The 18038-nt window shown below is 61.6% G+C and carries 22 protein-coding genes; 17 read left to right on the top strand and 5 right to left on the bottom strand.

The window, feature by feature from the left end; all coding sequences use genetic code 11:
- Position 1: 1 nt before the first annotated feature.
- The 13 genes from OQ248_RS00300 (at position 2) to OQ248_RS00240 (ending at position 8465) form a co-directional block, all read left to right on the top strand.
- The gene (locus tag OQ248_RS00300) at positions 2-547 is read left to right on the top strand and encodes a PilN domain-containing protein (RefSeq protein ID WP_265811737.1); all 546 of its coding nucleotides are present in this window, start codon (positions 2-4) and stop codon (positions 545-547) included.
- The gene (locus tag OQ248_RS00295) at positions 534-1082 is read left to right on the top strand and encodes a GspMb/PilO family protein (RefSeq protein WP_265811736.1); all 549 of its coding nucleotides are present in this window, start codon (positions 534-536) and stop codon (positions 1080-1082) included. Before OQ248_RS00300 ends, OQ248_RS00295 begins: the two co-directional genes overlap by 14 nt.
- The gene (locus OQ248_RS00290; RefSeq protein WP_265811735.1) at positions 1082-1600 is read left to right on the top strand and encodes a hypothetical protein; all 519 of its coding nucleotides are present in this window, start codon (positions 1082-1084) and stop codon (positions 1598-1600) included. Before OQ248_RS00295 ends, OQ248_RS00290 begins: the two co-directional genes overlap by 1 nt.
- Complete coding sequence (locus OQ248_RS00285) at positions 1597-3444, top strand: secretin N-terminal domain-containing protein (protein ID WP_265811734.1); 1848 nt, start codon at positions 1597-1599, stop codon at positions 3442-3444. Before OQ248_RS00290 ends, OQ248_RS00285 begins: the two co-directional genes overlap by 4 nt.
- A 2-nt stretch (positions 3445-3446) precedes the next feature.
- Complete coding sequence (locus OQ248_RS00280) at positions 3447-3920, top strand: type II secretion system protein (protein ID WP_119427956.1); 474 nt, start codon at positions 3447-3449, stop codon at positions 3918-3920.
- Positions 3921-3925: 5 nt separating this feature from the next.
- A complete protein-coding gene (locus tag OQ248_RS00275; RefSeq protein WP_265811733.1) occupies positions 3926-4300 on the top strand; it encodes a type II secretion system protein in 375 nt (124 codons plus the stop codon).
- The gene (locus OQ248_RS00270; protein WP_265811732.1) at positions 4275-4826 is read left to right on the top strand and encodes a type II secretion system protein; all 552 of its coding nucleotides are present in this window, start codon (positions 4275-4277) and stop codon (positions 4824-4826) included. Before OQ248_RS00275 ends, OQ248_RS00270 begins: the two co-directional genes overlap by 26 nt.
- Positions 4823-5215: a curli production assembly/transport protein CsgE gene (csgE, locus tag OQ248_RS00265; protein WP_265811731.1), complete on the top strand. Its 393-nt coding sequence runs from the start codon at positions 4823-4825 to the stop codon at positions 5213-5215. The genes OQ248_RS00270 and csgE overlap by 4 nt, the downstream gene beginning before the upstream one ends.
- Positions 5212-5643 carry a curli assembly protein CsgF gene (locus OQ248_RS00260; protein WP_265811730.1) on the top strand — a complete coding sequence of 144 codons (432 nt, stop codon included), beginning with the start codon at positions 5212-5214 and terminating at the stop codon, positions 5641-5643. The genes csgE and OQ248_RS00260 overlap by 4 nt, the downstream gene beginning before the upstream one ends.
- A gap of 29 nt (positions 5644-5672) precedes the next feature.
- A complete protein-coding gene (locus OQ248_RS00255; RefSeq protein ID WP_265811729.1) occupies positions 5673-6533 on the top strand; it encodes a CsgG/HfaB family protein in 861 nt (286 codons plus the stop codon).
- 979 nt (positions 6534-7512) lie between these two features.
- Complete coding sequence (locus OQ248_RS00250) at positions 7513-7893, top strand: hypothetical protein (protein WP_265811728.1); 381 nt, start codon at positions 7513-7515, stop codon at positions 7891-7893.
- Positions 7894-7960: 67 nt separating this feature from the next.
- Complete coding sequence (locus OQ248_RS00245; protein WP_265811727.1) at positions 7961-8152, top strand: antitoxin; 192 nt, start codon at positions 7961-7963, stop codon at positions 8150-8152.
- 94 nt (positions 8153-8246) lie between these two features.
- Positions 8247-8465, top strand: coding sequence for a hypothetical protein (locus OQ248_RS00240; protein WP_265811726.1), 219 nt, complete (start codon positions 8247-8249; stop codon positions 8463-8465).
- On the opposite strand, the gene OQ248_RS00235 is transcribed toward OQ248_RS00240, so the two are convergent.
- On the bottom strand, positions 8458-8682 hold the full coding sequence (locus OQ248_RS00235; protein WP_085607698.1) for an antitoxin: 225 nt from the start codon (positions 8680-8682) through the stop codon (positions 8458-8460). The genes OQ248_RS00240 and OQ248_RS00235 overlap by 8 nt on opposite strands.
- Before the next feature lie 204 nt (positions 8683-8886).
- On the opposite strand from OQ248_RS00235, the gene OQ248_RS00230 reads away from it, so the two are divergent.
- A complete protein-coding gene (locus tag OQ248_RS00230) occupies positions 8887-9609 on the top strand; it encodes a hypothetical protein (RefSeq protein ID WP_265811725.1) in 723 nt (240 codons plus the stop codon).
- Between the two features lie 67 nt (positions 9610-9676).
- On the opposite strand, the gene OQ248_RS00225 is transcribed toward OQ248_RS00230, so the two are convergent.
- The 4 genes from OQ248_RS00225 to OQ248_RS00210 form a co-directional block, all read right to left on the bottom strand.
- Positions 9677-11128, bottom strand: coding sequence for a curlin (locus OQ248_RS00225; RefSeq protein WP_265811724.1), 1452 nt, complete (start codon positions 11126-11128; stop codon positions 9677-9679).
- Between the two features lie 26 nt (positions 11129-11154).
- Positions 11155-11616 carry a curlin gene (locus OQ248_RS00220; protein ID WP_265811723.1) on the bottom strand — a complete coding sequence of 154 codons (462 nt, stop codon included), beginning with the start codon at positions 11614-11616 and terminating at the stop codon, positions 11155-11157.
- Between the two features lie 103 nt (positions 11617-11719).
- On the bottom strand, positions 11720-13954 hold the full coding sequence (locus OQ248_RS00215; protein WP_265811722.1) for an Ig-like domain-containing protein: 2235 nt from the start codon (positions 13952-13954) through the stop codon (positions 11720-11722).
- A 35-nt stretch (positions 13955-13989) separates the two neighbouring features.
- Positions 13990-15336 (bottom strand): hypothetical protein, encoded by a 1347-nt coding sequence (locus tag OQ248_RS00210; RefSeq protein ID WP_265811721.1) that lies wholly within the window; start codon positions 15334-15336, stop codon positions 13990-13992.
- A 400-nt stretch (positions 15337-15736) separates the two neighbouring features.
- On the opposite strand from OQ248_RS00210, the gene OQ248_RS00205 reads away from it, so the two are divergent.
- The 3 genes from OQ248_RS00205 (at position 15737) to OQ248_RS00195 (ending at position 17887) form a co-directional block, all read left to right on the top strand.
- On the top strand, positions 15737-16009 hold the full coding sequence (locus OQ248_RS00205) for a ribbon-helix-helix domain-containing protein (RefSeq protein WP_119429841.1): 273 nt from the start codon (positions 15737-15739) through the stop codon (positions 16007-16009).
- Positions 16009-16284: a type II toxin-antitoxin system RelE/ParE family toxin gene (locus tag OQ248_RS00200; RefSeq protein WP_265811720.1), complete on the top strand. Its 276-nt coding sequence runs from the start codon at positions 16009-16011 to the stop codon at positions 16282-16284. The genes OQ248_RS00205 and OQ248_RS00200 overlap by 1 nt, the downstream gene beginning before the upstream one ends.
- Before the next feature lie 154 nt (positions 16285-16438).
- A complete protein-coding gene (locus tag OQ248_RS00195) occupies positions 16439-17887 on the top strand; it encodes an ATP-binding protein (RefSeq protein WP_265811719.1) in 1449 nt (482 codons plus the stop codon).
- Positions 17888-18038: the final 151 nt, after the last annotated feature.

Genomic DNA, 18038 nt, shown 5'->3' with positions numbered 1-18038 from the left:
GATGCGCGCCCTGAACCTCGACTTCCAGCCCCGTCCGCGCTCCGGCCCGTTGGGCTGGAGCCTGCTCGGCGGCGGTGTGTTCCTTGCGCTGGTGTGCTTCGGCGTGCAGCAGCATCTCGGCGATCAGGCTGAACAGCAGCAAGGTCACTTGCAGCACACCCAGCGCCAGCTCACCGGCGACAGCGGTGCCAAGACCAGCCTGAGTCCGGCGGAAACCCGCGAGCAGGCGCAGAACCTCGCCGAAATGCGCAAGGTCTCGCAGCAACTGCGTCGCCCCTGGGAACGCCTGTTCGCCATGCTCGAAGCCATGCCCCGCGACGACATCGCCTTGCTGACCCTGACCCCGGATGCACGCAAAGGGCAGGTGCGGATCAGCGCCGAGGCGCGGGATCTGCAGGCGATGCTGGATTTCCACAAGCGCCTGGAGGCCAGCGACGAGCTGTCCGACGTGTCGCTGTTGAGCCACGAAATCGTCGTCAAATTGCCGGAGCAACCGGTGCAGTTCAACCTGTCGGCAACCTGGGAGATGGGCGATGCGAATCCCTAGACTGATCGTCCACGAATACCTGCAGGGCCTCGGCGTTCCAGGTCTGGCCGGGTCGGTGCTGCTGCTGATCAGCGTCGCCTGGGCGCTCGGTGGTTTGCTGCCGGGCTGGCAATCGCTGCAACAGCTCAGCCAGCAGACCCAGGAAGCCACCGAATACCTGGCCAAGGTCGAGGACGGCAGCATTGCCCCGCCAGTGGTGCCGCAACGTCAGCTCGATGATTTCCGTAACAAGCTGCCGGCCCAGCCGCAAGCCACCGTCGCCATCGACCGCATCTACGCCCTGGCCGCGCAGGAACACATCACCCTGGCGCGCGGCGAATACGCCCTCGGCGTCGATCCCAAGACTCATCTGGCGCGTTATCAGATCCTGCTGCCGGTGCGTGGCAGCTACCCGCAACTGCGGCGCTTCCTGCACGCCTTGCTCGGCCAGTTGCCGGCGGTGGTGGTGGAAGACGTCGAGTTTCAACGCAAGAAGATCGCCGACACCGACCTCAACGGCCGGATCCGTATGACTCTTTACCTGTCGAGGTCGTGATGAACACCAAGCGCGTAACGGGGTGGGTGGCGTTCTTCGGCGTGGCGGCGGCGCTGGCCTGGTTGCCCGAGTACTTTTCGCCGAGCGACGACGCGGAGGCCACTGACATCGCCGTCTCGACCCCGGCCAAAGCCACCGCCCGTGGCGCCTTGCCGGCCAGCAGCGCCAAGGCTGGCGCAGCGCCGATCAAGGACCTGAGCCCGGCCGGCGACCTGTTTGCCGCCAAGTCCTGGAAGGCCGCGCCGACCCTGGCCAGCGTCACCGAACAACCCGTCAACCCGACCCCGGTGGTGCAAGCCCCGAGCCTGCCACCGGTGCCGTTCCAGTTCGTCGGCCGCCTGCATGACCGCAGCGACCTGCAAGTGTTTTTGCAGGACGGCGAAAAAATCTACGTCGTGCGCAACGGGGATGTGATCGACGACACCTGGAAGATCACCGGCATTTCCGAGCTGGAACTGAGCCTGGTCTACCTGCCTCTGCATTTGTCGCAGACCTTGTCTGTGGGGAGTACGCAATGAACAGATCCCGTTTGCTGATGAGCCTCGGCCTGTGCGCCGGGCTGGCCGCGTGCAGTTCCGCGCAGGTCGCCAACAAGGAAGCCGCCGACCTGATCGATCAGGGGCAGTACGAGGCGGGTCTGGCCCGGATCCAGGAAGGCCTGCGGGAAAATCCACGGGATACCGAGCTGCACTTGCTGCTCAACAGCGGCCGGGCCAAGGCGATCACCGCGCTGCTGACATCGGGTGACACCGATCGCGCCCGCCGTGACTTCACCAACGCACGCCTGGCTTACAACCGGGTGCTGACCATCGAACCGAACAACCGCCGCGCCCAGGATGCCCTGCGCCAGCTCGACTACCTGCGCAGCATGGACGAAAAGCTCGAACTGGCCCGCGGCGACCTGCGTCGGGGCGACATCTACGGCGCCGACCGCCAGGTCAAGCAGATCCTCGAACTCGATCCGAAAAACGACGGTGCGCTGGAGCTGCAAGGCAACATCCGTCTGGTGCAGAGCCGCAACGTGATCCAGTACCCGCAACTGCGCACCCGGCTCGACCGCCCGGTGACCCTGGAATTTCGCGACGCCAACCTCAAGACCATTTTTGAAGTGCTGTCGCAGGTCGCCGGTTTGAACTTCATCTTCGACAAGGACCTGCGTCCGGACATGAAAGCCACGATCTTCGTGCGTGACGTGCGCATCGAAGATGCCGTGCAACTGCTGCTGCAACAGAACCAGTTGCACCAGAAAGTGGTGAACGAAAACACCTTGCTGATCTACCCGGACTCGCCGCAGAAGCTCAAGGACTATCAAGAGCTGGTGATGCGCACCTTCTACCTGACCAGCATCGACGCCAACACCGCGCTGAACATGATCAAGACCATGCTCAAGACCCGCGACGTGTTCGTCGACGAACGCCTGAACACCCTGACCATGCGCGACACCGAAGACGCGGTGCGCATGGCCGAGAAGCTCCTGCAATCGCAAGACCAGTCCAACCCGGAAGTGGTGCTGGAAGTGGAAGTGATGGAAGTCGCCACCCAGCGCATACTCGACCTGGGCCTGCAATGGCCGAGCACTTTCGGCGTGGTCAACGGCGACGGTTCTGCGGTGACCTTGCTGGGGCAACTCAAGGGCATCAATTCCGACCGGATCTCGATCACGCCCTCGCCGCAGGCCAAGATCAACGCGCAGGACAACGACATCAACACCCTCGCCAGCCCGGTGATCCGCGTCAGCAACCGCGAGCAGGCGCGCATTCACATTGGTCAGCGTGTGCCGATCATCAGTGCCACGTCGGTGCCGTCCACTCAGGGGCCGGTGATCACCGAAAGCGTGACCTATCTGGATGTCGGTCTGAAGCTTGAAGTGACCCCGACCGTGCACCTGAACAACGAAGTGGCGATCAAGATTGCGCTGGAAGTGAGCAACGCCACACCGCTGGAACCGACCCGCCAAGGGACGATCCCGGTCCAGGTCGACACTCGCAACGCCCAGACTGCGTTGCGCCTGCATGACGGTGAAACCCAGATCCTCGCCGGCCTGGTGCGCAACGACCATGGCGCCACCGGCAACAAGATTCCGGGCCTCGGCGACATTCCGGGTCTGGGCCGGTTGTTCGGCAGCAACAAGGACACCATCGGCAAGTCGGAACTGGTGCTGTCGATCACGCCACGGATCGTGCGCAACCTGCCGTACCAGAGCCCGTCGGACATGGAATTCCCCACCGGCACCGAAACCAGCATGCACATTCAGGCGCCGGACCGTTCGCAGAACTACGTGATGCCAACCCCGGCCGCACAGCCTCGCGCCATCGGTGAGGCCGCCGTGGCTACCACCCGTGTCACTGTCGAGAAGCCTTGATCATGAACGCCTCCCAGCGCGGTTTTACCTTGATCGAAGTCGTGGTGACGCTGGCCCTGATCGGCCTGCTGGCCGGCATGGCCGCGCCGCTGACCGAGACCCTGGTGCGGCGTGGCAAAGAGCAGGAGCTGCGCACCGCGCTGTATCAGATCCGCGATGGCATCGACGCCTACAAGCGTGCCTTCGATGCCGGCTACATCGAGAAATCCCTGAACAGCAGCGGCTACCCGCCGAACCTCAAGGTGCTGGTCGAAGGCGTGCGCGACGTGCGCAGTGCCAAGGGTGCCAAGTTCTACTTTCTGCGCCGGATACCTCACGACCCGCTGGTACCGGCCAAACGTGACGACAACGGTGGTTGGGGCCTGCGGGCCTACGACAGTTCGGCCCAGAACCCGCGCGATGGCGAAGACGTGTTCGACGTCTACTCCCACGCCAGGGGCCGTGGCCTCAACGGCATCGCTTACCGCGAGTGGTGACTCTCATGGGCCGGCAAAAGGGTTTTACCTTGCTCGAGCTGATGGTGGTGATGGCGATCATCGCGACCCTGATGACCATCGCACTGCCGCGCTACTTCAACAGCCTGGAAGCGTCGAAGGAAACCACCCTGCGCCAGAGCCTGTCGGCCATGCGCGAAGCACTGGATCACTACTACGGCGACACCGGGCGCTATCCCGACTCCATCGAACAACTGGTGGAGCTGCGCTACCTGCGTAACGCGCCGCTGGACCCGATCACCGAGCGCAAAGACCAGTGGGTGCTGATCGCGCCGCCGGAAGGTGTGGCGGGCGGCGTGGCCGATATCAAGAGCGGTGCTACCGGGAGGGCGCGTGATGGCAGCCAGTATTCCGAGTGGTAAGCGCGTGGAGCAGGGCGGGTTCACCTACCTGGGTGTGCTGTTCCTGATCGTGATCATGGGCATGGGCCTGGCCAGTGCCGGCGAGTTGTGGTCGACGGTGTCGCGCCGTGATCGCGAGAAGCAACTGCTGTGGGTCGGCACCCAGTACGCCCAGGCGCTGCGCAGCTACTACCGCAGTTCGCCGGGGCTGGCGCAGTACCCGAAAGAACTCGCTGACTTGCTCGACGACCAGCGTTTTCCAGAAGCCCGGCATCACTTGCGTCAGCTCTACCCAGACCCGATTGGTGGCGGTGAATGGGCGCTGCAACGGGGTTTCGATGGCCGCATCACCGGTATCAACAGCCCGTCCACCGAGGTGCCGTTGAAGCAGGCGGACTTCCCCTCGCAATGGTCGGATTTTGAAGGCATGCAGCGTTATTCGGACTGGCAGTTCGTTGCTGAAAAAGCCTTTCTCGATGGCACCGGCCCTGGCAATGGAGCCCCGATCAAAGGGCAGTCGGCCCTGCCGCAGGCGTTGCAGCCATGAGCCGTCAGTGGTGGTGCGCGTTGATCTTGTCGGTGGTGGCCTGCTGTATCAGCGCCGCCGAGGAAGACGAAATGATGGGCTTCATCGTCGACGACACGATCTCGCACATCGGCCACGACTTTTACTACTCGTTCAGCGAACGCCTGCGCGACACCAGCCCGATGGATTTCAACCTGGTGGTGCGCGAGCGCCCCGACGCGCGCTGGGGCAGCCTGGTGACCGTGGAATATCAGCAACGCCTGGTGTATCGGCGCTTCCTGCCGCCGAACACCGTGGAACTGAAGGACGAGGCCTACGAGGCCGCCGACTCGGTTCGACTGGAGGTGGTCCGGCGCAAGCTGGAAGCCTTGTTGCAGGACACCACCGACCTTGAGAAGGACGAACTATGAACACGACAACGTTCTCACGGCGCCGCGGATTCTGGATCCCGGGGTTGTTGATCGGGCTCGCCGGCGCCGCCGCCGTCCAGGCCACTGAACTGGTCTACACGCCGGTCAACCCGTCGTTCGGCGGCAACCCGCTCAACGGCACCTGGCTGCTCAACAACGCCCAGGCGCAAAACGACTTCGACGATCCCGATTTGAAGAAACGTTCGACAGTGGCCGGCACCTCGGCCCTTGAACGCTTCACCAGCCAGCTGCAGTCGCGATTGCTGGGGCAACTGCTGGACAACATCTCCACCGGCAATACGGGGAGCCTGTCCACCGACGCCTTCATCGTCAACGTGGTCGACGACTCGGGGGCACTGACCATTGAAGTGACTGACCGAGCGAGCGGGCAGGTTTCGGAAATTCAGGTGAACGGCCTCAACCCATGACGGGATGACGGTTCCGGGGAGTGCAGGACATGAAAAAAATAATAGTGCTAGGGCTGATGTTGGCGGCATTGCAAGGGTGTGGTCTGCGCGAGCCGATGCCGGCCGAGCAGGACACCGACACTCCGACCCTGACCCCCAGGGCCTCGACCTACTACGACTTGCTGAAAATGCCGCGACCCAAGGGCCGGCTGATGGCGGTGGTGTACGGTTTCCGTGACCAGACCGGGCAGTACAAACCGACGCCGGCCAGTTCGTTTTCCACCAGCGTCACCCAAGGCGCGGCATCGATGTTGATGGACGCCTTGCAGGCCAGCGGCTGGTTTGTGGTGCTGGAGCGGGAAGGGCTGCAGAACCTGCTGACCGAACGCAAGATCATTCGCGCGTCGCAGAAGAAGCCGAATACGCCGGTGAACATTCAGGCCGAGCTGCCACCGTTGCAGGCGGCGAATATGATGCTCGAGGGCGGGATCATTGCGTACGACACCAACGTGCGCAGCGGCGGGGAGGGGGCGCGGTATCTGGGGATCGATCTGTCCCGTGAGTACCGGGTTGATCAGGTGACTGTGAATTTGCGCGCGGTGGATGTGCGCAGCGGGCAGGTGTTGGCGAATGTGATGACCAGCAAGACGATTTACTCGGTGGCGCGCAGTGCCGGGGTGTTCAAGTTTATCGAGTTCAAGAAGTTGCTTGAGGCTGAGGCGGGGTACACGACCAATGAGCCGGCTCAGCTTTGTGTGTTGTCGGCGATCGAGGCGGCGGTGGGGCATTTGCTGGCGCAGGGGATTGAGCGGCGGTTGTGGCAGGTTGCCGGGGATAATTCTTCGCCTGCGGGGGATGAGACTTTGAATCGGTATCTCACCCAGAACAAAGTTGATCCTGAGGCGGAGTGAACTTGGCGGCCTTTGGGCCGACCAGGTTCTTTTGGGGTTGTGTGTATATCCGTTTTTTTGGGTGTTGCGACTGGCGGTTCCGCTCTTACAGCGGGTCACTTTGGCAAACGCCCCAAAGTAACCAAAGGTCTGGGCCCCGGCGTTCGGCCCCTCGCTGGGGCTCGGGGTTCCTTCGCTCCGGGATTCATCCGGGGGCATCGCCTCCGGTTTGCTTCGCTGCACCTCCTCTCGATGTGTTCGACTTCGTCGAACGGTCGCTGCGCTCCCACCCCCGGATAAATCCCTCCACTCAGCCTGCCGAAGGGGCCGGCACGTCAAAAGCGGTACTTGAGCTAACGCTCATCGTGTTGAGTGGGGCGGCTTCGCCGCGGGTTGTAGTGGTAGTTGTTGATGTTGTTCCTGTCGCTCTTGTTGTTGTTGTTGTTGTTGTTGTTGTTGGTGGTGGTGGTGGTGGTTTGAGCAGACGTATGTGTTTTTAAAACCTGAGTGCAACTCGGTATTTCACGTCGGCGTACCTCTCCCAAACAACTCGGTCAGTCCCCTCTCCCTCCGGGAGAGGGCTAGGGTGAGGGCGCTCTTGATCTTCCGCTTGCATTGATCGTCCCCATGCTCCGCGTGGAAATGCAGCCGGTACGCTCCGCGTCTCAGTCTCGAATGTTTAAAAGTTGTGTCTGTTTTAACGATCCTTCCCACAAGGTTTTCAGGTTGTCCGTCGGAAGCGCGGGCTCTAGCCTGTTTCGGTCGCTGCCAATTCAGCGATCGGGATTGGAAACCCCGACAAGAACCGAGCGCACTAGCGCTTTTCATAACGTATGCTTGCGCACCTTAAAAAGTGTGCACTCCGTTATGGCGGCTGTGCGCGGGAGACCTTCGGGTCAACCGGGTTCTCCGTTCCCCGGGTTTCCAGCCTGCGTACAGCTGCCACCCATTCGTTCGGAAACCGAATGGGCCAGCTTCATTTCAGGATCGGAGATTCACCATGAAAAAACCAACACCCAACCCACCCGAAAACCCAGCCAACCCCGAAACCGACCCAACCTCCCCATACACCTCCATCAACTCCAGAAAACTCCACGAAGCCGCCGAACGCGCCCTGGACCATTACCTCTGCCCCGGCGCCCACATCATGGGCAGCGTCAACGAACCCGCCCCGATGTACCTCGCCAACCCGGCCTACAACACCGAATCCCTGCTCGCCAACGCCAGCGAATCCCTGGGCTCGGCCAGCGAGATGCTCAACAACTTCGCCGCCACCCTCGACCCCTCCCACCGCAAGACCGCGCTGGGTATCGCGCAGATCCTCATGTTGAGTGAGCTGGCCGTGAATCAGGCCTTGGATCACGTCGAGCTGAAGGACTGATCCATCCCCAATAAAAAACGCGACCCAAGAACAGGGCCGCGTTTTTCATTTTCAAATTGGAGCCACCATGGATCCCCTGATCTCCACAATCGTTTCAGACTTCGAAAGCGAAGAGCAGGCCGCCAGCTACGACCGTTGGTTGATTGCCAAAGTACAGGCTTCAATCGATGACCCACGACCCAGCATTCCGAATGCGCAGGTGATGGCTGAAATGTCGGCCCTGATGGAGGACAAACGAAGAAAGCATGAGGCGGAGTGAGTGCTTTGCGTTGGCAATGTGAAAAGTAGAAAAGCGCAATGCCGATTTTGGCTACTCTACTGCTTCCTGACGACTAACTATTTTTGAGGAGCGCATGGACCTTTCACCACCACTGGTAATCGACAGCGCTACCTATGCAGAATTCTTGGGTCTGTGGGAAATGGGCTCTTTTGATAACCAGCGATTGGGGCAAGCCTTCTACAACCATTTTCGCCTCCATCGGTTAACCGATCAGGCTTTGTTACAGGGGCTGTACGAGGCAGACGGCAAGAAGGCTCGAGCCGCTATAAGTCGTATATTTCATCTCAATTAGCATCAGCCCTTTTGCGCATCGATTCCATCAAGGCATATATCTCGGCCATCACTTGGTCATGCGGAATGCTCGGACGCGGATCATCGAGAGAAGCCTGTACTTCGGCCCGAAACCAACGGTCATAACTCGCAGCCTGCTCCTCGGGATCAAGATCCGAAACCACCGGGCACAGTGGGTCGAAAGGTATCGCTGTCGTCGCTGTCTGGATGAATTGCATGTAGGCCTAGCTCCATGGGGATCAAGTTGTCCCGGTAAATCCTAGAGCCTGCACTTCCGACGGCCAACCGCCACAACTCGTCAGAAAATTCCCGAAGCTTCTGAAAACGTTCCATTTTTCTGTAGGACCCGACCATGGGCTTTTACCCATGGGTGACGTTAGAATGCCATCACTTTCAGTGTGCAAATCAAAAGGAATGAATAAGTGCTCATACTGTTCGCGCTGGCGCTGTTGTTTACCGTGACGTTCGCCTTGATTGGGGTGGTTGGTGTGATAGCGCCGAAGCTTTTCAGGGACAGAAAAACCGGTCGGATCCCCAGCCGGTTCAGCCTGTTCCTGGCAGGGTTGGTCATGAGTGGAGCGTCTTTCGCTCTTCTCACCTATACCTCCACCAAGGTTCAGCAGGCCGCAGGCTTTGGCGGGTCGGAGGGCGTCTCCGCCAGCGCCAACCGCGACGCTTCACCTTCTGCGACTTCCATGGGATTGAGCGTCGACGAGTTTCATGACGCGTTCAACGCCGCTATCGGTCGATACAAAAAAGAATACAAAGCCGCCGACTTTGAAGTCGACACAACCGGCGCTACGGGGGTGTTCAATTACATTTTCAGCCAGGACCTGACGATGATGGGAACCCTTGACAAGGATGACGGCAACGTCGACGTGATCATCATCAATATCTCTCCAAACGAGGAGGAGGCGGAGCAGCTTCGTATGTTGACTGTTCTGTTGGCGACCACCGAGGCACTCAATCCTGACATTCCGGTGGAGGAGAACAAAAAGATGGTGATGGAGGTATTCCATGAATCCATTGTGAAGTTCAATTCTGAAGATTCAGTCGAGCGTCGGGTAGGCGACCTCAAATACTCGGCGAGGACGGGTGATCACACAGGCATGATGTTTTCTGTCGTGAAGAGCAGCGAAGGCTGAATCGTCCTGCTGACATAAAAAAGCCGCGATCCCTCACCCGGGGATCGCGGTTTTTTTTACCCGACACTTACTGCTGCAATACCGTCGCCTGGTTAGCCGACCCAAACTGTTGAATGGTCGCAGTCTGCGTCATCCCGCTCTGATCCACATTGGCAATGTTCCCGGTGCCGCCCTGGGTCACGTACGCCACGTTCATGGTGTCAGCCTGTTTCACGGTGATCATGTTGTCGCTGCCATACAACTGCGCGGTGTAGGCCTGGTTGCCGGTGCCGGATTGATCGAATTCGGCGCTGTTGCCCGAGCCGTTCGACGAGCCTTGAACCAGGTTGGTGGTGCCGCGTTGGTCGGAGATCAGGATGTTGTCGCTGCCGTTCTGGTCGAAGTACAGCTCGTTGTAGGAATCGGCCTGGCTGACCGTGGTCTTGTTGTCGGTCCCGGTCTGGTGAGTGGTCATGATGTGGCCGACGCCGTCCTGGGTGAAGCTGGCGATGTTGCCGTTGCCGGCCTGATTGACGGTGGCGCGTTGGTTGCTGCCGAACTGGCCGCCGTGTTGCGGGCCTTTCCAGTTGCTGGCGTAGACTTTGTTGTCGTTGCCCACGGAGGTGGCGTTGAGCGTGTGGCCGTCGCCGCTCTGGTAGGTGTAGTGCACGTTGCCGTTGCCGACTTGATACAGCGCCAGGGTCGAGTTGACCGATTCGAACTGGTCCGCATAGATGGCGTTGGTGTTGCCGACCTGGGTGACGGCGGCGGTGTTGTTTTCGCCGTAGCTCTGGTCGACCACGGTTTCGTTGCTGTCGCCGTACTGGTTGACGGTGGCCTGGCTGGCCAGTTGCGAGTCTTGCCAGATTTCGGTGCCGTTGAGGTTGCCGAACTGGTTGATGGTGATGTTGCCGCCGGTGCCGTTGCGCTGGTCGCCGTAGGCGTAGTTGTTTTCGCCGGCCTGGTTGATGCCGATCTGCCCGCCGTTGTGGGTGACCTGTTCGGCGGTGCCGTAGTTGGCGGTGCCGTATTGGGTGATCACCGAGCTGTTGCCGCTGCCTTCGTACAGTTGCTCGATGTTGGCTTCGTTGCTGTCGCCGAACTGGAAGGTCTTGCCTTCGCTGCCGTTCTGCGAGTCCTGGTAGACGAACGAGAAGTTGCCGGTGCCTTGCTGTTGTTGCAGGGCCGTGTTGGGGGCGCCGAAGCCCAGCGACTGGCTGGCGTGGGTGGTGTTGAAGGCGCCGGTCTGTTGCTGGGTGATGGTGCCGTTGTCTTCGTAAAGTTGTTCGGCATAGGCGGCGTTGTAGTCGCCGACCGCGTCCTGGGTGATGACGCTGCTGGCATGGTCTTGCACGGCCGCGGCGTCGTTGCCCTGGCCCAGTTGGGTCTGGGTGGCGCTGCTGAACGGGGCCTGGGTCTGCTTCACATTGGCGATGTTGGCAGTACCGACCTGGCTCTGGGTGGACAGGCTGTCGTCGGCCATGGCCTGGGCACTGATCATGACCAGGATGGCGGCGGTGAGGGGCGTCAGTTTGAACATGATGAACTCTCCGATGATTGCAGTGCTTAGCGATATTGCTTGACCGAAACGCTCATGCCGTTGCCCGACTGGGTCACGGCGCTTTGCAGCCCCGTGCCGGCCTGCTCGATGCTGGCGTCGTTGTTGTTGCCGTTTTGCGAAATCTGCGCGCGGTTGTGGCTGCCGGTTTGCGTGATGGAAGCGGCGTTGCCGGAGCCGTTTTGCGTGATCAAGGCCATCAGGTCGCTGCCTTGCTGAAGGATGTACGCCTCCTGATTGCTGCCCGACTGCACAATCCGCCCGAGCAGCGACTGACCGTTCTGTGAGAGCAGGGCGAGGTTGGCCTGGCCGTTCTGATCGATCAGGGCTTGCTGGCCCACCGGGGACGGCAGTTCGCCGAGGTCGGCGGAGGGCGCCAGGTCGTCGTTGTCCATCAGGTCGTCGGCGCGCACGCCCGCACTGCCGCACAGGGCGAGCAGGCAAAGCAGGGCGGCGGTCGGCGTGTTCATGGCGTTGTCCTATGGTGTGTCGTGTTGCGCAAACCTGAAATCGTGGCTGAGACCGGCCCCACCCACTCCGCGCCAAGCGGTGTGGGGCGGGTGGGGCGTAGGCTCAGAGGGTGGTCACCGAGATGGTGCGCACGGTGCCCTGGGACGAACGGATGGTGGCGGTCGGATTGGCCGATGGCACCACCGTCGTGTTGTTCAGCGTCAGCCGCCAGCGTCCGGTGACCGGTACCGTCGTCGTGCCGAGGGTGACCAGCCCGGTCGGGGTGGTGACCTGCACGGTGATGGTGTTGCCGGTGGTCACCGAGGAGGTGCCGGCGAAGTCCCAGTTGAAGCGGTTGCCGGAGCGGGCCTGCACGGTCGAGGTGGTGATCGTGAAGGTTTCCGCCGCTGGTCGTGGCGACACTTGCACGGTGACCGTGGCCGGCGTCGACTGGGCGCCGAAGCTGTCCCGGGCGATGTAGGTGAAGGTCGTGGTGAAAGCCGTGGTCACGGTGGCCGGTGGGGTGTAGGTGATCACCGTACCGTCCGTGCTGACCGTGCCGCGTCCTGCCGGCGGTTGGGTCAGGCTGGCGACGCCCAGCGGCACGTTGCCTTCCGGATCGGTGTCGTTGGCCAGCACGTTGATCGGGATCGCGACACCCAATGTGGCGACGCTGTCGGCGACGGCGGTCGGTGGCCGGTTCGGCGCGACGCTGATGGTCACCGTGGCCGGGTTCACCGAGGCCAGGCCTTTGCTGTCCTGGGCCTTGTAGGTGAAGGTTGTGGTCAGCGGTGCGTTGACCACGGCTGGCGGGGTGTAGACCACCGACGTAGTGCCGTTCAGGGCGACGGTGCCCTGGCCGGCCGGCGGTTGAGTCAGCGCGGTGATGGTCAGCGGCACGTTGCCGTCCGGGTCGTTGTCGTTGGTCAGGACGTTGAGGGTGATCGGCACGCCGAAACTGGTGCTGCCGGTATCGGCGACGGATAGCGGCGCCTGGTTTTCTCCAGTGTCCGGTGCGTTGCCGACAACTACCACTGGCTCGGTGTCGCTGCCACCGGCGGCGGATTTCACTGTGACCGTAGCCGGCGGCTGGGTCAGGTCGGCGACGGTGATTTTTTGCAGGGTGCCGGTCTTCGACAGGCGACCGTAGCCTTGGGCGACCATGTCCGGCACGGCGACTTCATCGGTCGACGTGGCTTCGATCAGCAGGCTGTGATTGGCCCAGCTGTAGCGGGCGGTCTGGATTTTTACCACATCGGTGAGCTTCGCCGAGACCGAGGTCGGGCGCGTTGTCCCGGCCGGGTTGGTGGCGGTCACGACGATCACCGATGGCAGGGTCCCGTTGCCCAGACGCTGGCCGAAGAACAAGCCGTTGTTGTCACCCAACAGACTGGTCTGGCACGGCGTCTTCGGTGGGCCGGGCAGCAGCGCGAGGGTTTCGCGGAAGCACAGGGTGGAGCTGCTGTCAGCCTTGGCGAACACTTCGGTGCGCACCCCGGCAGAGGTCCGGCGATAGGTGGCGCGATCAAGAGCGACCTGGGTCTGTTGACGGTTGTCGAGGACTTTGCCGGCGACAGTGAACAGGGCGGTCTGAATCGAGCCGGCGCCCGAGGGACCGTCGATCCGCACGAAGTTGGTATTGAACGGGCTGCCGGTCACCGCTTCGGTGAGATTCGGGTCACCGACGAAGGTTTCGACGTTGCCGGTGTCCGGGTTCACTTCGGTGTAAGGCCCGTTGATGCTGCGCAGGAACGGCCCGATGGCGCCGTTGAGCGCGCCGCTGAAATTGCCCGGGGCTCCGATGCCGACGTCCTTGGTGATGTTGATCGCCCGCCGGCCTGGCGTGGTGACGGTGACCGTTTCCACACCATACGGGTGGGTGATGGTGTAGGTGCCGGCCACGGGCACGTTCACCCGGATGCGGATCCGCGCGAAGCTCTGCTGATCACCGTCCACCGGATTACCCGAGGCAAATGCCGCTTCGACCCCGGCAACATAAGCGTCCATGCCGTAACCGGCCCCGTTGTTAGGAATATTGGTTTCCGCCAGGAACCAGAAGGCTTCCGGCGGCCAGTTGTCGGGGAAAACCATCGGCAGCGTATCGTCGAAAATCCCCGGTTCCGGCAGCAGGGTGCACATGTACGCCGGCGGTGTGGCGGCCGGCACTCGCGAGCTGGCGGCGCGGGACTGGCAGAGCTCCATCGACAGCAGGTTGTTGTCCTGATACCACATCGGGAATTTCCCGGTGGCGAAGGTGTAGGGGCCGGGATCGACGGCGGCCAGTTGCGCGAACGCACTGCCGGTCAGCGAGATTGTCAGCCCGAGCGCGTTGAGCGCGAAGCGTGGCCACTTGTTCATGATGCCTCCTGATGCGGATCTGGGCATGTGAGCGTTCATTGCACGATGACCACTTCTTCGGTATCGCTGCCGCCGTTGGACGACGTCACCCGGACCCTGGCCGGTGGAATCGGCGAGATCCCGGTGGCCAGGGTTTTCACTGCGCCATCACCGCCAAGGGCTCCAATGGCGGCGCCGGTGCCGGAGGTGGCGGTGAGCACCGGTGGCGAGGTTTCGTCACTGGTCGAGGCCACCACGGTCAGTTGCCCGGAACTCAGGCTGTACTCGGCGCGCTGGATCACCACCAGGTCGGTCAGGGCCATGGGCAGGGTGGTCGGCGAACTGGTGGCGATGGCCAGGTGGTTGTCGGCGGTCACTTGCAGCGTGGTCGGCAAGGTCGGGTTGACCTGCGATTGCGCGTACCAGCTGCCGGTGCTGTCGGCCTCTTTGAGGTTGAGCACCGGCGTGCTGCTGGTGACCGCGACGGTGGCCGGGGCGGGCGGGGCTTTGACGAACACGTCCTGCTGGGCCACCGGGGCGCTGTCGCCGGGTTTGCGCGAGTAGGTGCTGCGCTCGGTGATCAGCGGCGTGGGTCGAACCACCGTCGACAACTTGCCGGAGACCGCAAACACCGTGGTGCGCAGATCGATCCCGCCGGGGCCTTCGATGCGCAGGAAGTTGGTGTTGAACGGGCTGCCGGTCACGGCTTCTTCGAGGTTGGGGTCGCCGACGAACTGTTCGGCGCCGCCGCTCACCGGATTGGTCTCGGTGTAGGGCCCGTTGACGCTGCGCAGGAACGGCCCGACGTCACCCTTGAGCGCGCCGTCGTAGGTTTTCGGGCTGCCGATGCCGATGTCGCGGGTCATGTTGATCGCGCGACGACCGGGGGTGTCCACGTTGAACACTTCGACGCCGTAGGGGTGAGTGATCACGTAGGTACCGGCGGTGGGCACATCGACCCGGATGCGGATGCGGGCGAAGCTGATCTGGTCGCCTTCTACCGGATCGCCGCCACTGAATGCCGCTTCGACGGCCGAGCCATAGGACAGGTTGATGCCCCGGGCCGCATCGACAACGGTGCCGTCGGCGGTGAACCAGAACGCTTCGTCGGGAAAGTTGGTCGGGAAGACGATCGGTTGGGTGTCATCGAATACCCCCGGCGCGGGGATCAGCGAGCACATGTACGAAGGGGCGCCGGGCGTGCTCGGTACGCGCGAGCTGAGCGCTTTGGACAGGCACAGGTCCAGCGTGCGACCGTGAGTGTCCTGATACCAACTGGCAAATCCGCCGGTCGCCGGGGCATAGGGGCCGGGATCGACGGCGAACAGAGCGGCCTGGGCAATGCCCTGGGCCAGGGCGCTCACGACCAGGACGGTCGCGGTTTTGGACAGTAAAGGGTGCATGAGTTAATCCCTCTATCGAAGTGCCTGCCCCTTGGGGGTGGGTCAGTTGCAGAGGGGCTTTACAACTTCCATACCAACGACCGGGCAACAGCTGGCAAAGGCCCGTGGCGCAAGGGTTGGCGAGTGAGGGTGGAGATTTTTTGCAGTGCGGGCATCGGGCGACAGTCCCCAGCATTGGGGACTGTGGGGGAGCCGCTCACTGTATGACTCATCACAAGGAGTTTTTTCCTGCGGTGGCCTCCGTATTCCGTCGGGTGCCGTGGCAGGTGCTTAGTAACTGTGATTAACTTTGATTCAATTTGTATCGTGATCGCGCAAAAGCAATCATCGAGGCTAGCCTGAGCATAAGTTGCCGCCTCGTGAGCAACCGGTGCCTTCACCTTTCAGGAGTCAACTTCATATGGCTACAACAATGAAAACCCGATCTGTGACTGCACATGTCCCTGTGCAACTGGCTGAAAAGGTTGATCTGATGGCTGAGCGTCTGGAGCGTTCGCGCAACTGGATTGTGAAACAAGCCCTCAGCGCCTGGATTGATCAAGAAGAGGAACGCAGCCGGCTGACGCTTGAGGCGCTTGCCGATGTTGACGCTGGCCGGGTCATTGATCATCAGGCCGTACAGGCATGGGCCGACAGTTTGAGTACCGATACGCCTCTTGCGGTACCCCGCTGATGGAGTTGAAGTGGACCAGCAAAGGTCTTTCCGATCTCACAAGGCTTTACGAATTTTTATCGGCGGTGAATCAACCGGCCGCCGCGCGAACGATTCAACAACTCACCGCTGCGCCAATGATGCTGATGGGCAATCCTCGCCTGGGTGAACGCCTGGAAGAGTTCGAGCCGCGCGATGTGCGCAGGATTCTGGTTGGGCACTACGAGATGCGGTACGAAATAGTAGGATCGAGCATCTACTTATTGCGCCTGTGGCACAGCCGGGAGGATCGATAGCATCGTTCGCTCCGTAGCGTCGTAAGTAGTTGATCCATTCAGCACACTCCCGACTCCGTTGAGCGGCGACACCGGGGCCGTTCACCCCCCGCATCCGGGCAATCACCCAACCGTGGGCTATAACCCTATAGGGACGTATCGGGAAGTCGCCGCCATGAACATGCAGTCAAAAACGCTACCGGTCGAGGAGAGCAGTCTGCGGCTGGGCTCGCGCAAGCAGCCGTTCAATCTGCTGCGCTGGTTTTCGTTGATCAGCATGGCGGTGATCGGCACGGTGGCTGTGGCGCTCGGCACGGTGTCGACGCGTTTCGTGATCGAAGAAAGTGTGCAGCGCGATGCCTTGCTGACGGCGCAGTTCATTCAGGCCATCGCTTCGGCTGAGGTGCGCCACGTTTCGATTCCCAATATCCGCACCATGGGCGACTTGCTGGACCCGCGCCAGGACCGGGACTTTCCCGACGTCGACCCGGCGGCCCGGGCCAGCGCCCGGGGCGAATTTCTCGATCACATCGAGCATCTGCCGGACGTGATCCTCGCCAACGTTTACGCGCCGGATCGCCTGGTGATCTGGTCGACCAACCCCGCACTGGTCAACACTCGTATCCATGCCGACGAAGACCTTGATCGCGCGTTCAACGAGAAAATTCCGGTATCAGCCAGTTATCACAACGTCGACAAGGGTCGTGAAGAACAGAAGTTCGTGGTACCGCCGGATTACATCTTCATCGAGAACTACATTCCGTTGTTCGACGCCGACGGCAAGAACGTCACCGCGATGGTCGAGATCTACAAGGAACCCAAGGACCTGATCGCCCGCATGGAACGGGGGTTGACCCTGATATGGCTGGCCACGGCGCTGGGCGGCGGGCTGATTTATCTGGGGTTGTACTGGATCGTGCGGCGGGCGGCGATTCTGTTGGCGGTGCAGCAGAAGCAACTGATTGCCAATGAAACCTTTGTCGCATTGGGTGAGATGTCCTCGGCGGTGGCGCACAGCCTGCGCAACCCGTTGGCGACTATCCGTTCCAGCGCCGAACTGGCCCTGGAATTCGACGCGGGGCCGGCGCAGAAGAACATCAAGGACATCATCGGCCAGGTCGATCGCATGTCGAAATGGGTGCGCGAACTGTTGCAGTCGCTGCGACCGCTGAATGACGAGCCAGAGCCGGTGAACCTGGTGGCGGCGCTGCATGAAAGTCTGGTGGCGTTCGAACAACAGATCGCCAAAGCGGGCGTGCACGTGGTGTTTCATCCGCAGCAGACGCCGATGGTGCTGAGCCAGCCGGTACAACTGACGCAGATCCTCAACAGCCTGCTGGCCAACGCACTGGAAGCCATGGACAAGGGCGGTACGTTGACCATTACGCTCGAACCCACAAACAACGGCGGCGTCAGCGTCATGCTCAGTGACACCGGCAAAGGCATGAACGAAGAACAGCGCAGCATGGCGTTCCGGCCGTTCTTCACCACCAAGCAGGGCGGCCTCGGCGTAGGGCTGGTGCTGGTCAAACGGATCATGGAGCGCTTTGGCGGCGGCGTGACCCTGGACAGCCGCGAAGGCGAGGGCACCACCGTTCGTCTGGCGTTTCAGCTCATCCAGTAATGGGGTGAACTTTCCCCAGGAGCGGGTGTCAGGCCCCGGTCACCGGGGAGTGGGGAATTCAACAGCGTCTGTAACGGCTTGTTTCAACGGGGATTAATACGTTGGCGAGCTAATTGCAAAACACCATCACCCCTTCCTTAGATGAGGCGGC

The organism is Pseudomonas sp. COW5 (assembly GCF_026240005.1).
Classification (GTDB): domain Bacteria; phylum Pseudomonadota; class Gammaproteobacteria; order Pseudomonadales; family Pseudomonadaceae; genus Aquipseudomonas; species Aquipseudomonas kribbensis.
This window is presented reverse-complemented; position numbering and strand designations above follow the sequence as displayed.